Genomic DNA, 14,958 nt, shown 5'->3' on the forward strand with positions numbered 1-14,958 from the left:
CGGAAGGCACTGGATTCCGGCTTCCGCCGGAATGACGGTGAGGGAAGATGGAGGCTGAGGCCGGAGTGTCCCGCATGACCTGGCAAAACATCCGCATCGAAACCGAACGCCTCATCCTGCGTCCCACCCAGCCGGAAGATTTCGACGGCTGGGCCGCGCTGATGGCCGACGAAGAAAACTCGCGCCACATCGGCGGCCCACAACCTCGCGCCATCGCGTGGCGCGGTTTTCTCACCATGGCCGGCGCGTGGTCCATGCAGGGCTTCGCCATGTTTTCGGTGATCGAAAAAAGCACCGGCCTGTGGATCGGCCGCATGGGCCCATGGTTCCCCGAAGGCTGGCCGGGTCGTGAAATCGGCTGGGGCTTGTCGCGCCAAGCGTGGGGCAAGGGCTATGCGGTGGAAGGCGCCACCGCGTGCATGGATTTCGCGTTCGACCAACTGGGGTGGGACGAGGTGATCCACAGCATCGAACCCACCAACACACCTTCGCAAGCCGTGGCCAAAAGGCTGGGATCGCGACTGCGCGGCCAGGGCCGGTTGCCTGCGCCGTTCGAAAACATACCCGTCGAAATCTGGGGGCAGACCCGCGACGAATGGAAGCGACGCGCATGAGTCACGTCACCCCTGCGCTCTACGCCACGCTGGCGGAAATCATCCCGGAGCTGCATGTGCATTGCGTGGAACCGTGGTGCGTAATCGGCAGCGCCGCGGCCTTGCTGGCGGGCGCGGATGTTGGCGTGGCCGACGTCGATCTGCTGGTGTCGCGCGGCGACGCCGATGCATTGATGGCGCTGTGGGCCGATCGCCGCGAGTCCATCTACGAACCCGCCGATGGCGAGCGCTTTCGTTCGCACTTCGCGCGCTTCCGTTTTCCCGGCCTGCCTGTCGAAGTGATGGGCGGCCTCGAGCTCAACCAGGGCGCCGGATGGAAGCCGGTGGCAGCCGGACGCCTGACGCTGGTGGGCCTCAATGGCCTCGCCGTGCCGGTGCCTTCGCTGGAAGAGCAGATTCGCATCCTCGAGAGTTTCGGACGCGAGAAGGATGTGCAGCGCGCTGCAAAACTGCGCGCCATCAGCCTCGCGCCACTTCGTATCATCCAACCTTGAATCCACCGACGTTCGTTCGTTGACGAGACACCTAGCCATCATGACTGCCATCCCGTATTCCCTCACGGCACGCCACAAGGGTTTCAACCGCGCCGAAATCGTCGATCAGAACTTCACCGAGTTCGTGCAGCTGTGGCAGGGCGACGTGCAGGCGCCGCACGGCGGCCATTCGCCGGTGCTTCCGGGCAGCACGCTCGACGCGCAAGGCTTTCGCGAGTTGCTGGAATCGCAGCTGATCAGCCGTCATCTCGACCTGATGGCGCGCGTGCTGCGCGTGCAGAACAAGGTGTTCTATACCATCGGTTCCAGCGGCCACGAGGGCAATGCGATGGTGGCGCGGCTCACGCGCCACACCGATCCGGCCTTCCTGCATTACCGCTCCGGCGGTTTCATGGCCGAGCGCTTCCGCAAGCTGCCGGGCATGGATCCGGTGATGGATTCGGCGCTGTCCTTCGCCGCCAGCATGGAAGATCCCGCCTCCGGCGGCCGCCACAAGGTGTGGGGCAGCAAGCCGTTGTGGGTGTTGCCACAGACCTCCACCATCGCCTCGCATCTGCCGAAGGCGCTGGGCACGGCCGTGGCCATCGAGCAGGCGCGACGCATCGGCCACAAGCTGCCGATTCCCGAAGACAGCATCGCCATCTGCTCGTTCGGCGACGCCTCGTCCAACCACGCCACCGCGCAGACGGCCTTCAACGCCGCCGCGTGGACGGCCTATCAAAAGTTGCCCGCGCCCGTGCTCTACGTGTGCGAGGACAACGGCATCGGCATCTCGGTGAAGACGCCGAGCGGTTGGGTGGCGAACAACTTCCGCCATCGCGCCGACCTCGATTACTTCTATGCCGATGGCCTGGACCTGGCCAACGGCTACGCGCAGGTGCAGGAAGCGGTGGAACACTGCCGCACTACGCGCCGCCCCACCTTCCTGCATCTGCGCACCACGCGCGTGATGGGTCACGCCGGCACCGATTTCGAGATCGAGTGGCGCAGCGTGGAAGAACTGTTCGCAGTGGAGGCGACCGATCCTCTGCTGCGTTCGGCGGAGATCGCGTTGTCCTCCGGCTTGTATACGAAGGAATCGCTGCTCGCGTTGTACGAGGCCACGCGCAAGCGCTGCTTCGAAGCAGCGGAAGATGCCGACCGCCGTCCGCGCCTGAGCACGCTGGATCAGGTGATGAAGCCGCTCGCGCCGTACACGCCGGCCGCCGTGAAGGCGGAAGCCGAACGCGCCGATTACCAGGACCGCCGCCTCGCCGCGTTCGGCAGCGAGGAAAAACTGCCGGAAAACCAGCCGCCGCGTCATCTGGCCATCCAGATCGGCCAGGCGCTGCACGACATCATGGCCAAGTATCCGGAGTCGCTGCTGTTCGGCGAAGACGTGGCGATGAAGGGCGGCGTGTATACCGTCACCAAGGGCCTGCACAAGACCTTCAAGGGCAGCCGCGTGTTCAACACGCTGCTCGATGAAACCATCATCCTCGGCCTTGCGCAGGGCTACGCCAACATGGGCATGCTGCCGCTGCCGGAAATCCAGTACCTGGCGTACTTCCACAATGCGTGCGACCAGATTCGCGGCGAAGCGGCCTCGCTGCAGTTCTTCTCCAACGACCAGTACCGCAACCCCATCGTGATGCGCGTGGCCAGCCTGGGCTACCAGAAGGGCTTCGGTGGCCACTTCCACAACGACAACTCGATTGCGGCACTGCGCGACATTCCTGGCCTCGTCGTGGGCTGCCCGAGCCGTGGCGACGATGCCGCGACCATGCTGCGCACGATGACGGCGCTGGCGAAGGTCGACGGTCGCGTGTGCGCCTATCTCGAACCCATCGCGCTCTACATGACCAAGGATCTGTACGAAGCCGGCGATGGCCAGTGGCAATTCGGCTATCCCGCGCCGGGCGAGGCCATGACGCTGGGCGAGGGTCGCGTGTACAACGACGAGGCCAACGATCTGGTGGTGTTCACCTTCGGCAACGGCGTGCCGATGTCGCTGCGCGCGGCGCGCACCATCGAAGCAGAACTCGGCTGGAAGGTGCGCGTGGTCGACCTGCGCTGGCTGGCGCCTCTCAACGATGCCTTCATCGCGGCGCAGGCACAGTCCGCCAAGCGCATCATCGTGCTGGATGAAGGCCGCAAGAGTGCGGGCGTGGGCGAGGGCATCATCACCGCCATTGTCGAAGGCGGTTGTGGCGGCACGCCGCTGGAGCGCGTGGTGGGTGCCGATACCTACACGCCGCTCGCTGGCGCGGCGTTGCTGGTGTTGCCGGGCGATGCGGACGTGGTCGCCGCGGCCCGCAAGCTCGCCTGATCGAACGCATGGCGGCGCCGGGTTTCCGGCGTCGCCTGGCCTCCATCGGGCACGGCGTTGCCGCCACGCGAGGAGGCTTCATGGATCATCGTTCCGTTGTCATGATGGGTTTCGCGCTCGCCTGTGCTGCGTGTTCGCAGCAGCACGAGGAGGGCGCGACATCCGCTGCGCCGTCGCCAGCGGTGTCATCGCCTCCGGTGCTCGCCACCAGCGCGAGCAGCCCGAGCGGGCTCACCTACCTCTACGACCTGATGCAGCGCCCGGATTTCTCCACGGCCTTCGCCGCCTTGTACGGCGCTGACCAGTTGCCCGCATGGGCGAGCCAGGGCGGCGTCGCCACGCCCGCGCAGCAGGTGACCATCAACGGGCACGTGCAACTGCTCGCCACCGCGTGCAAGCCGCACGATTGTCCCGCCGAACGCATCCTCATCCTGTATGACGAGAACACGCATGCCATGTCCGGCCTGTTCGCGCGGCGCAAGGCCAATGCCTTGAACGATGCGGACAGCAACGATCCGGCCAACGACGACTTCATCTGGCTGGGATCGCCTGACGACGCCTCAAGGCAGCTATTGAAACAGAAGCTCTATTCGCCGCACTGAAATCGTCGCGCTGCAGCGTCAGGACGTGGCGGGCGCGCGCAATCGCCACCACTCCGCGCCGCCGATGCACACCACCAGCCACGCCATGCCGCTGATGTAACCCGCCACCACGTCGCTGAAGTAATGCACCTGCAGCACGATGCGGCTGAGACCGATCACGCTGATCATCGCCACCGCGCCGGCGACGATCCACCGATGCCAGCGATGCGGCAGCAGGCGCAGCAACACATAGGCAAGCATGCCGTAGAACACCATGGCGCCGAAGGCATGGCCGCTGGGAAAGCTCCAGCCATGCTCCACGATGAAGCCGTGGTTGTGCAGCGGACGCGGTCGTTCGAACACGGCCTTCAGGCCGCTGTTGATGGGCACGATGCCGGCCATGGTCACGGTCCAGCAGGCGGCAAGCCGCAACTGGCGCGTGAGCAGCAGCACGGCGAGGACCACCACGGTGATCGCGGCAACCGAACCCATATCGCCCAGGTGAGAGACGGCAGCGACGAGCCGTAGCGTGCCCGGCTGCATGCTTGCGCGCAGGTCCTCGGCCAGCGCTTCGTCGAACGATGGCAGCCAGCGCATGGCTTCTTCCTTCAGCGCCAGGGCGATGGCCGCGAACAGCAGGCACAGGCACACCAGCAGGAGCAGGGCGGTGACGCCGCGTATCGCCACCGGTTCGCGGCCGGCGGCAAGCGTCTTCAGGCCATGCTGGCGATTCCATTGCCATGCCGCATCGCCCACCAGCAGGGCGGCTACCAGCAGCGCTGCCCAGATCGGCAAGGCGTGCGTGGCGATCCATTCGACCAGGTCGTTCATTGAGACTCCTCGATGCAGCGGCCCATGATCCGGATCGCGACGGCTGGCGTCGAGGTGGTTGGCAACATGACTTTCAGTGCTGGATCAGGAAGGCCTTTGCCGCGATAGTGCTGAGCTTTGCCGTTGTGGAGCCGCCGAATGTTCCTGCGAACCCTTTCCCCGCGCCTGGTGGGTTGTTGTGCGATGTTGACGCTGATCGCGCCGGCCTGGGCCCAGACCGCGCCGGTGACTTCCACCGCACCTGCCGCGGCCATCGCACAGCCGGCCTTGCCGGCGCAGTTGCAGGATTTCACCGCCTACGTGGACGCCGTGCGCAAGCAGTTCGACGTGCCTGGCATCGCCATGGCCATCGTCAAGGACGGGCAGGTGGTGCTGGAACAAGGCTACGGCGTGCGCGAACTCGGCAAGCCCGAACCGGTGGATGCGCGCACGCGCTTCGCCATCGCTTCCAACACCAAGGCATTCACCGCGGCGGCGCTGCAGATGCTGGCGGAGGAAGGCAAGCTCAACATGGATGATCGCGTGATCGATCATCTGCCGTGGTTCCAGATGTCCGACCCGTACGTGACGCGCGAAATGCGCATCCGCGATCTGCTCGCGCATCGCAGTGGCCTGGGCCTTGGTGCGGGCGATCTGCTGTATTGGCCGCCGACGTCGTATTCCACCAAGGAAGTGGTGCAGCACCTGCGCGACGTGCCGCTGGCCACCAGCTTCCGCAGCGCGTATGCCTACGACAACATCCTGTTTGCCGTGGCCACGCTGGTGATCGAGCAGGTGTCGGGCCAGAGCTACGCCGACTTCATCAGCCAGCGCATCTTCAAGCCGGTGGGCATGGACGAATCGCTGATCGACATGACGCAGCTCAAGCCCGGCATGGACGTGGCCATGGGCCACGCCAAGTTCAACTTCACCGAGTTGAAGCCCGTGCCGCCGATGGCGTGGTCGAACAACTCGGGCGCGGGCGGCATCTACGCCAGCGTGCACGACCTGGCGAAGTGGATGAACGTGCAGCTCGCGGGCGGCAAGCTGCCTGATGGCAAGGCGCTGTTCTCCGAAGACAGCCAGAAGCAGATGTGGTCGATGCTCACGCCCATGAAGATTTCCGAGCCGCCGGTGCCGGAGCTGCAGGCCGCGCGCCCCAACTTTGCAGGCTACGGCGAAGGCTGGTTCCTCTCCGATTACCAGGGGCAACGCCTGGTGTGGCACACCGGCGGCTGGCCCGGCATGGTGTCGCGCGTCACGCTGGTGCCGGAGCTCAAGCTCGGCGTGGTGGTGTTGACCAGCCAGGAATCGGGCGCCGCGTTCAACGCGGTGACGTACCGCGTGCTCGATGCCTATCTGGGCAAGGACAAGAAGGATTGGCTGGCAGCCTACGCCGCTGCCGTGAAGAAGTCCGAAGGCAACGCCGACGACAGCTGGAAGACGCACGAGGCGGCGCGCGACAAGAACGGCAAGCCGTCGCTGCCGCTGTCGGGTTATGCGGGCACGTTCCACGATCCGTGGTACGGCGACATCGTGGTGAGCCAGCAGAACGGCAAGCTGCGCATGCGCTTTTCCAAGACCGCCGCACTGGTGGGCACCATGACACCGTGGCAGCACGACACCTTCATCGTGCGCTGGGACGATCGTGCGCTCAATGCCGATGCGTTCGTGAACTACGCGCTGGATGCCGACGGCAAGATTCGCGATGTGCGCATGCAGCCGGTGTCGCCGCTCACCGATTTCAGTTTCGACTTCCAGGATCTGCGCCTCACGCCAGGCAAGGCCAAGACCTCCGGCACGCCCTGACCCATAGCGGGGCGATGCGTGCGGGACGCTGTCTATAGTGGCGGCGTCCCCGCGATGGTGTTTCTCTGCATGAAACGTCTTGTTGCAGGCTTGCTGTGCTTGTCGTTTGCGGGCGCCGCGATCGCCGCGTCGCCTTCATGTTGCTCTCGGACGGGATCCGGCAGCAGGACACGCCACCGTATGGCAGCGGCCAGCGCATCCGCTGACTGCGCGATGAAGGCCCGGTGATGGACTTTGTCGGCGATTAGCCTGAAGGTTCGTTTGGACGAGGTCATCCACCGGGAGTGAGTCATGGTGTCACATCGCTTCAAGCTTGCCGTCCTGCTTTGCCTTGGACTGGCCGCCACCACTTGCGCAGCTACCGAACAAGACTGCGCGGCACCACGTTTCCATGTGGACCTGGCCGTGGCCGGTACGGACGTAGCGTCCGGCCGCCTGCTGGTGTTCGCCGAACCGGCCAAAGATGCGGAAGCGGGCGCGAAGAACGGCAAGGTGGAAGCGGTGGATCTCGATCCGCTCTCGCCCGACAAGGTGAGCGTGACGGCGCGCGAAGTGAATCGTCTGGTCGCGGGGCAGGGCGTCGATATCGATGCGGACAATGAGTCTTTCCCCAAGGCGTTCAGCCAGCTGCCGCCCGGCGATTACTACGTACAGGCCGTGCTGGACACCAACCACAGCTACAACTACAACGGCCGGAGTGAGGGCGACCTGGTCAGTGAGGTGACCAAGGTGCATCTGCCTGCGGCTGGCCTGCCGTCGCTGAAACTGGCTTCGCGGTTGCCTCCCGCCGATCCGTGGGCGTTGCCGCCTTCGTTCGACCCTGCCGCAAGCGCGGCGCTACCCGAAGCGCGCAAGCATGTGCAGGACATCGACTTCGTCAGTCCTGCGCTCACGGCGTTCTGGGGCAGGCCCATCCATATGCGGGGCCGCGTCTTGCTGCCGCCAGGCTACGACGCCAAGAGCAGCACCACGTATCCCGTGGTGTATTACACCCACGGCTTTACCGGCGGCCTGAATCGTTTCGCCGGCGTCATCGCCAACCTCTGGCTGGCGATGTCCAACAACCAGATGCCGCCGATGATCTGGGTGCTGCTGGACGAATCGCTGCCCACCGGCACCCATGAGTTTGCCGATTCGGTGAACAACGGACCCTGGGGCAAGGCGCTGACCGAGGAACTCATTCCGCAGCTGGAATCGACCTATCGCATGGACGCCAAGGCGACGGGCCGGTTCCTCAACGGCCATTCCTCCGGCGGCTGGGCCACGCTGTGGTTGCAGACGCGCTACCCGAAAGTGTTCGGCGGCACCTGGTCCACCTCGCCCGACCCGAGCGACTTCCATGATTTCACCGGCGTGGACTTGTATGCGCCGCACGCGAACATCTATCGCAAGCCCGACGGCACCGCGTACCCGCTGATTCGCGACAAGGGCAAGGTGCTGGCCACCTTCCAGCAGTTCGCGCAGATGGAGCGCGTGTTCGGTAGCTACGGTGGACAGATCGCCTCGTTCGAATGGGTGTTCTCGCCGCGCGGCGCGGATGGCCGTCCGTTGGCCATGTTCGATCGCGACACCGGCGAGGTGAACGCCAGCGTGGTCGACTACTGGCGTGACCATTACGACATCGCCCATCGCCTGCAGGCCAACTGGCCGCAACTGGCGCCGGACCTGGACGGCAAGATCCATCTCTACGTGGGCACGGCCGACACGTTCTACCTCGATGGCGCCGCGCATCGTCTCAAGAGCGTGCTTGACGGCTTGCATGCGCATGCGGACATCCGCTTCCTGCCCAACAAGACGCACTTCGATCTCTACGCCGTGGGCGACGATCGCAATGCGCTGCTCAAGCAGATCGCGTGGGACATGTATGCAGTGGCGCGACCGCAATCGACGCTGAAACGGGTGGCTGCACCCTAAGCCTTACGCCATAGGCCGTTGGTGCTGTCCGCTGTGATGAGACGTCGCTTTCTGAGACGCCCATCACACTGCCTCGATCCAACTTTCGTGAAACCAACGCCACTGGATCGATTTAGGCGCGAATCTCACGAGGCGTGCGAAAACCCCGGGTTTTCCGGGGTTTTTTACGCCTTAAGGCCATCCTCGCCACGCCGATATCCCTCACGCGGGAGAGGACAAATGCACGGTTGCCGGCTGAGCCCATGCGAGAACGCAAGGGGCCGTATCGCGGCGCGCCTTCGGTTTGTCGGAAGAGCGGGCCAGTCGGTTGTGCGCTGTTCGCGCAGCGCGCTCCATCTCCCTCCCGCGAGGATTTCACGGGCACGTAGTGACCTGCGTTCCCAATCACGGGGAGAGGGCGATGGGAAAAGAGACACCGGATATGCAGCTCGTGCCGCACGAGCTCAGGGCCGTCAATGAGGCGCTCAACCGCGTCCAGGCGGTGATCGAATTCGATCTCAAGGGCAAGATCCTTCACGCAAACGACAACTTCCTCAAGGCGATGGGCTACACGCTGGAGGACATTCGCGGCCAGCACCATCGCATTTTCTGCGAGCCGGCTTACGCGGCCAGCGCGGCGTACAAGAAGTTCTGGGAAAGCCTCGGCAAGGGCGTGCTCGACCGCGGCGAATACAAGCGCATCGGCGGCGACGGGCGCGAGGTGTGGATCAATGCGTCCTACAACCCGGTGTTCGACGAGCACGGCAAGCCATACAAGGTCATCAAGTTCGCCACGGACGTCACCGCCACCCGACAGCAGAAGGCCGAGTTCGAAGGCAAGGTCAACGCCATCGACAAGGCGCAGGCGATGATCGAGTTCGACCTGGCCGGCCACGTGCTGCACGCGAACGACAATTTCCTCAAGGCGATGGGCTACGAACTGGAGGAAATCCAGGGTCGCCATCACCGGATGTTCTGTACGGACAGTTACGCGGCCAGCGCGGCCTATGCCGATTTCTGGGTCAAGCTCAATCGCGGCGAATTCGACGCCGGCCGCTACATGCGCCTGGGCAAGGGCGGTCGCGTGATCTGGATCCAGGCCTCGTATAACCCGATCTACGACGGCAACGGTCGCCTCTGCAAGGTGGTGAAGTTCGCCACCGACGTCACCGCGCAGGTGGAGCTGGAAGAGAGCGTGAAGCGTCGCGCCGCCGAAGACCAGCGCAAGGTCGAAGCGCTGCTCAAGACCGTGCGGCTCGCGGCGGAAGGCGACCTCACCGGTGAAATACGGGTGGAAGGCAGCGATCCGATCGATCAGCTCGCCGACGGCATCCAGCAGATGATGAGCGACCTGCGCAGCGTGATCGGCAAGGTGGTCGATTCCGCCGGTGGTTTCGCTGGCAGTTCGCAGGAGATCGCCGGCCGTGCCAGCGGCGTCGCCAGTGGCGCGCAGTTGCTCGGTGCCACCGTGGAAGAAATGAATGCGTCCATCGAAGAGCTTACCGCCTCGATCAACTCCATCGCCACCAATTCGCGCAGCGCCGACCAGCTCGCCAAGGACACGCATCAGGAAGCCGAGCGCGGCGCCAAGGCCATCGCGCGTTCCATCGAGGCGATGGACCTGATCAACAAGTCATCCGAAGACATCAGCGAGATCATCAAGGTGATCGGCGAAATCGCCAGCCAGACCAACCTGCTCGCGTTCAACGCAGCCATCGAGGCGGCGCGCGCAGGCGAGCATGGCCTGGGTTTCTCGGTGGTGGCGGACGAAGTGCGCAAGCTGGCGGAGCGTTCCTCGCAGGCCACCAAGGAAATCTCCAAGCTCATCAATGAATCGGTGAAGCGCGTGGCTCAGGGCAGCGACATCTCCAAGCAGGCCGGCGAAGCGTTCGAGAAGATCGTGGCCGGCGTGGGCCGCACCACGCAGGCCATTTCCGAGATCTCCTGCGGTGCGGACGAACAGCTGGTGGCGGCGCGCGAAGTGAGCGCGGCGATCCAGCAGGTGGCCGAAGAAACCGAGAAATCGGCCGGCGCCTGCGACACCATCGCCCGTTCCACCACGGCGCTCACGCAAGGCGCCGAAGAGTTGAACCGGACGGTCCAGCGGTTCGTGGTCTGAGGACGGAAGGCCATGGACATCGAGAGCGAGATCGACCAGGCAACCCAGCGTGCATTGCTGGACAAGGTGCGCCGCCATACGGGCATCCACATGGCGGACCGCAAATGGACCTTGCTGCAGGGGCGGTTGCGCCGTCGCCTGCAGGCCCTGGCGCTCAACCGGTATCGCGATTATCTCGCGGTGCTGGATGCGCAGCCGGAGGAAGTGGGCAGCTTCATCAACCTGGTGACCACCAACGAGACCTCGTTCTTCCGCACGCCGCGCATATGGGATCACTTCTGGCAGCAGTTGTTGCCAGAGTGGTTCCGGCAACATCGCGGCGCCACCTTGCAGTTGTGGTCCGCCGCGGCGTCCACCGGCGAGGAAGCGTATTCCATGGCGATGATGTGCGAGGAATTCCGCGAGCATCATCCGGCGTTCAAGTACCAGATCCTTGCCACCGATATCGCCAGCCAGGTGCTGGCGGTGGGCAAGGCGGGTTTCTATCAGGGCAAGAGCATCGAAGGGCTGAAGCGTACCCGGCCCGAGTGGTTGGCCAAGTACTTCCAGCCGAGCAGCGATGGCTACCTGGCGTCGCCCATGCTCCGTTCGCATGTGCTATTCCGCGAGCATCACCTGCACAAGCGGCTCGATGGCGCCTCGCGCTTCGACATCACCTTGCTGCGCAATGTCCTCATCTATTTCGACGAGGAAGGGCAGTGCAACGTGCTGGAGAACGTGCGTCGTGCGATGTCGCCGGGCGGCGTGCTCATCATCGGCGAATCCGAATCGCTGACGCGACTGAACGTCGGCTTCGATTTCGAGCAGCCGCTGATCTATCGACGACAGGAAGGCGCGCATGCCTGATGGATCGGATATCCAGGTGCGCATGTGCGAAGTGAAGATCGGCAGCGGCGACGACGTGCTGCGCGCGATCCTCGGCTCGTGCGTGGGCATCGGCCTCTTGTGGCGTCGACGCGGGCTGTACGGCATGGCGCATTGCCTGCTGCCCGAATCGCCACAGGGAGCGCCTGGCGATGGCGCGAAATACGTTACCGACGCCGTGCCCACGTTGCTGTCGATGATGGAACTCGACCGCGCCCGGCAGGACGAAGTGGAGGCAGTGATTGCCGGCGGCGCATGCATGGTGCAGCACGCCAAGGCACCGCGGCATGGTTTGATCGGCGAACAGAACGCACGCATGGCGTTGCAGCTGCTTGCCCAGACCCGCATCAAGGTCGTGCACGTCGAGGTGGGCGGCGACAGCGGTCGCCAGCTCGTGATCGATTGCGCGGAACACCAATTCGTGGTCAAGACGATTGGCCGCGCCACGTGATCCGGAGCAAGGCCATGGCATCTCCCATCGCTACACCGACGCGCCAGGATGGCGCTGAATTGTTCGGTTCGTTTCACCTTGGCGACACCGAACTCGTCTTGCCGGTGACGGCCGTGCAGGAAGTGGTGAACTATCCGTCCGTGGTCACGCAGGTGCCGCTGGCGCCGAGCTATCTGCTGGGTCTGTTCAACCTGCGTGGTCGCCTGATTCCCATTGTGCATCTCGGGCAGTTGCTGCAGTTGCCCGACCATGGCGCGCGCGAGGCCTCGAAGATCGCCATCGTGGAATTCCGCCAGGGGCGCATCGGACTGTTGTTCGATGCAACGGGCGAGATCCTGCGCATACAGCCCGAGCAGAGAGTGACCTTCAACGACAGCGAAGGCGCCTCGATGATCGGTGGTGCGCTCAAGCTCGATGGCGGCAACCGCATTCTGCAGATACTCAACGTGGACGCGCTGCGCCGGCTGCACGACATGCCGGTGCCGAAGGTGGATGCGCAAGCGCACGAACCGGCCGCGCGGCGGTCCGCATTGGGACAGCGCCGCCAGGGCGTATCCTTTCGCGTGAGCGACACGCGTCTTGCGCTGCCGATGGGCGCCATCCACGAGATCATCCGCGTGCCGGAATTGCTTAAGTCGGTGCTCGCAAGCGACCTGTGCCTGGGCATGCTGAACCTGCGCGGCAACACCGTGCCGGTGGTGGATTTCGCCCGCTTCCTCGGCTTGCCGTGCACGGCATCGACGACGGCGTGCATCGGCGATTTCGAGGATGCGCGGCGCATCGTGGTCATTCGCCAGCAGGAGATGGACTTCGGTTTGCTGGTGGATGATGTGGAGAGCATCGTCGGCTATCGCGATGAGGAATTGTTGGCCATCCCGTCGTTCAATGCGGATCGCCCGCAGCTGTTCACCGGCTGCATCAGTCGCGAAGGCGCGCCGGACATCATCTTGATCAACGAATCGGCCTTGTTGAGTGACGCCACTGTGGCCGATCTCACGCAGGGGCACCGCGAGCTGTACGCGATCGAGTCCGTGGCGGATCGCGGCCAGGGCAAGCGTCGCCGTGGCGTGCGCGAAACCTATGTCACGTTCAAGCTCGATCAGCTGATGGGCATGCGTATCGACCAGCTGCGCGAGGTGATCGATTTTCCGCCCGACGTGATGCAGCCGCCGGGTGCGCCGGACTATGTGCGTGGCATCCTCAACCTGCGCCGCAAGCTGGTGACCATCATCGACCTGCGTGCGCTCTATGGCATGAAGGGCTACGCGGATCTGCAAGGCGCGAAGGTGCTGGTGGTGGAGAACGGCGAGGAAAAGTTCGGGCTGATCGTGGATGCCATCGAGAACATCGTGACCATCGACGCCGGCGACAAGATCGGCGTGCCGGGCGTATTGCGCAACCAGCTCGACCTGGCGCTGCGCAACGACATGCGCGAAGTGGTGGAACTGCCCGATCAGCGCACGCTGCTGCTGCTCGATGCCGCGCCGCTCAAGGAGCGCCTTGGCAGCCAGATGGTGCATTGATCCCACGTGTTTGGATGAACCCTTGCTTTGACGAACATGGAACAGGGGATGGCCAGGGATGGCTTTTACTTTGCGTGGCACATGGGGCTGGGCTGGTGCATCGCATCACCCAAACCAAACGCCGCATCAACGCATGAACTTACGCGCGGCTAGCGCATCGTTTTGCGAGGGAATTCACTCATCGTGCATCGTTGCGAATCACATCATGGCGCCGCCGTGGAAAAGTGCGCCAGGGGGCGCGCCCAGCTACGGCTCTACCCCATGGAGAGTTCGCATGAAGAAGACTTTGTTCGCACTGATGCTTGGCGCCGTGATGGCTTCGTCCACCGTCGCAGCGGCACCGTTTCAGTACGACGACCATCATGACCAGCACGATCAGGATCGCCGCGACGATCATCATGATCAGGGCCATGACCACGACCGCGGCTACGATCACGATCGCGATCACCACGACTACGTGATCGTGCATGACCGCGGCAATCACGAAGGCTGGTATCACCGTGGCGGGCGCGTGCCCGAGGAGTACTACCACGACCGCCGCTATTACGTGGACTACCACGCCTATCACCTCGCACCGCCGCCGCCGGAGCACGTATGGGTGCGCAGCGATACCGGCGATTTCCTGCTGGTTGCCGTGGCTACCGGCGTGATCGCCGACCTGGTGATCAACCACTGATCGCCCGGGCCGCATCGCCCGCATGGCGCGATGCGGCCCTCGTCGTAGAAAGTTGCGAAATGGCATCACGCCAGATAAACGCCGCGTGCGGCAGCGTGATGAAGCGTCACGAGGCCGGCGCATAGTGTGCGCGCAGGCGCCGAGGCGCTTGGGAAGTGCCACGCACTCGCGATGCATTCGTCGATGCGGATGGCACGAAGGGGAACATTCCCGCCAGGCAGGCATGTTCCCCACGGGGCAGGCGAATCGCACGGGAGGGATCGAAGATGAAATCGCATGGTTTGATCGCAGTCTTGCTTGCAGGTCTTCTGGCCGTACCGGCCGTCTACGCACAGCAGTCCGCCGCGCCCGCCGGTTCGACGGGACAGTGCAAGGACGGCAGCTACACCAACCACGCCACCAAGAAGGGCGCGTGCTCTGGCCACCAGGGCGTGAAGGAGTGGTACACCGCGGCAGCCACCGCCGCACCGGCCGCGGCGCCTGCGGCAGCTCCCGCGGCAGCCACTGCTCCCGCCAGCAAGAGCGCGGCGGCAGCGCCGGCTGCGGCCGCCAAGCCCGCGGGTCCGCAGCCGCCGGCAAATGCGGCGCCGGGCGGTGGTCCGGGCATGGTGTGGGTGAACGACAGCAGCAAGGTTTATCACTGCCAGGGTGACAAGTGGTACGGCAAGACCAAGGCCGGCGCGTACATGAGCGAGGCCGACGCGAAGGCCAAGGGATATCACGCGGATCACGGCAAGGCGTGTACGCAGTAGGACGCCGTTGCGCTGAAAAAAGGCCCGCTCAGGCGGGCCTTTTTTTCAGCTCGAAGGGATCGCG

The 14,958-nt window shown here is 64.4% G+C and carries 13 protein-coding genes; 12 read left to right on the forward strand and 1 reads right to left on the reverse strand.

All coding sequences use genetic code 11. The features are described 5' to 3' along the window. Positions 1 to 74 precede the first annotated feature (74 nt). The 4 genes from ABIC75_RS18495 to ABIC75_RS18510 all read left to right on the forward strand — a co-directional run bounded on the left by ABIC75_RS18495 (position 75) and on the right by ABIC75_RS18510 (position 4,018). A complete protein-coding gene (locus ABIC75_RS18495) occupies positions 75 to 614 on the forward strand; it encodes a GNAT family N-acetyltransferase (protein ID WP_354015374.1) in 540 nt (179 codons plus the stop codon). Beyond that, entirely contained in the window at positions 611 to 1,108 is a 498-nt protein-coding gene (locus ABIC75_RS18500; RefSeq protein ID WP_354015375.1) for a hypothetical protein, read from the forward strand. The genes ABIC75_RS18495 and ABIC75_RS18500 overlap by 4 nt, the downstream gene beginning before the upstream one ends. 40 nt (positions 1,109 to 1,148) lie before the next feature. Next, positions 1,149 to 3,416, forward strand: a complete 2,268-nt coding sequence (locus ABIC75_RS18505; protein ID WP_354015376.1) for a thiamine pyrophosphate-dependent enzyme — start codon at positions 1,149 to 1,151, stop codon at positions 3,414 to 3,416. An 80-nt stretch (positions 3,417 to 3,496) separates the two neighbouring features. Beyond that, positions 3,497 to 4,018, forward strand: a complete 522-nt coding sequence (locus ABIC75_RS18510; protein WP_354015377.1) for an Ivy family c-type lysozyme inhibitor — start codon at positions 3,497 to 3,499, stop codon at positions 4,016 to 4,018. An 18-nt stretch (positions 4,019 to 4,036) separates the two neighbouring features. Here the strand turns inward: ABIC75_RS18510 and ABIC75_RS18515 are convergent, their stop codons facing one another. Beyond that, positions 4,037 to 4,828 carry a phosphatase PAP2 family protein gene (locus tag ABIC75_RS18515; protein ID WP_354015378.1) on the reverse strand — a complete coding sequence of 264 codons (792 nt, stop codon included), beginning with the start codon at positions 4,826 to 4,828 and terminating at the stop codon, positions 4,037 to 4,039. 138 nt (positions 4,829 to 4,966) lie between these two features. Here ABIC75_RS18515 and ABIC75_RS18520 point away from each other — a divergent pair, with 138 nt between their 5' ends. The 8 genes from ABIC75_RS18520 to ABIC75_RS18555 all read left to right on the forward strand — a co-directional run bounded on the left by ABIC75_RS18520 (position 4,967) and on the right by ABIC75_RS18555 (position 14,894). Beyond that, positions 4,967 to 6,616: a serine hydrolase gene (locus ABIC75_RS18520; RefSeq protein ID WP_354015379.1), complete on the forward strand. Its 1,650-nt coding sequence runs from the start codon at positions 4,967 to 4,969 to the stop codon at positions 6,614 to 6,616. A 291-nt stretch (positions 6,617 to 6,907) separates the two neighbouring features. Continuing rightward, positions 6,908 to 8,530: an alpha/beta hydrolase gene (locus ABIC75_RS18525; protein ID WP_354015380.1), complete on the forward strand. Its 1,623-nt coding sequence runs from the start codon at positions 6,908 to 6,910 to the stop codon at positions 8,528 to 8,530. Between the two features lie 400 nt (positions 8,531 to 8,930). Then, entirely contained in the window at positions 8,931 to 10,628 is a 1,698-nt protein-coding gene (locus ABIC75_RS18530) for a methyl-accepting chemotaxis protein (protein ID WP_354015381.1), read from the forward strand. 12 nt (positions 10,629 to 10,640) lie between these two features. Continuing rightward, positions 10,641 to 11,474, forward strand: coding sequence for a CheR family methyltransferase (locus ABIC75_RS18535; RefSeq protein ID WP_354015382.1), 834 nt, complete (start codon positions 10,641 to 10,643; stop codon positions 11,472 to 11,474). Then, the gene (locus tag ABIC75_RS18540) at positions 11,467 to 11,943 is read left to right on the forward strand and encodes a chemotaxis protein CheD (RefSeq protein WP_354015383.1); all 477 of its coding nucleotides are present in this window, start codon (positions 11,467 to 11,469) and stop codon (positions 11,941 to 11,943) included. Before ABIC75_RS18535 ends, ABIC75_RS18540 begins: the two co-directional genes overlap by 8 nt. 14 nt (positions 11,944 to 11,957) lie before the next feature. Beyond that, positions 11,958 to 13,466, forward strand: coding sequence for a chemotaxis protein CheW (locus tag ABIC75_RS18545; protein WP_354015384.1), 1,509 nt, complete (start codon positions 11,958 to 11,960; stop codon positions 13,464 to 13,466). A gap of 274 nt (positions 13,467 to 13,740) precedes the next feature. Then, the gene (locus tag ABIC75_RS18550) at positions 13,741 to 14,142 is read left to right on the forward strand and encodes an RcnB family protein (RefSeq protein WP_354015385.1); all 402 of its coding nucleotides are present in this window, start codon (positions 13,741 to 13,743) and stop codon (positions 14,140 to 14,142) included. Between the two features lie 293 nt (positions 14,143 to 14,435). Beyond that, on the forward strand, positions 14,436 to 14,894 hold the full coding sequence (locus ABIC75_RS18555; RefSeq protein ID WP_354015386.1) for a DUF3761 domain-containing protein: 459 nt from the start codon (positions 14,436 to 14,438) through the stop codon (positions 14,892 to 14,894). Positions 14,895 to 14,958: the final 64 nt, after the last annotated feature.

This window comes from Dyella japonica, from assembly GCF_040545895.1.
GTDB classification, from domain to species: domain Bacteria; phylum Pseudomonadota; class Gammaproteobacteria; order Xanthomonadales; family Rhodanobacteraceae; genus Dyella; species Dyella japonica_D.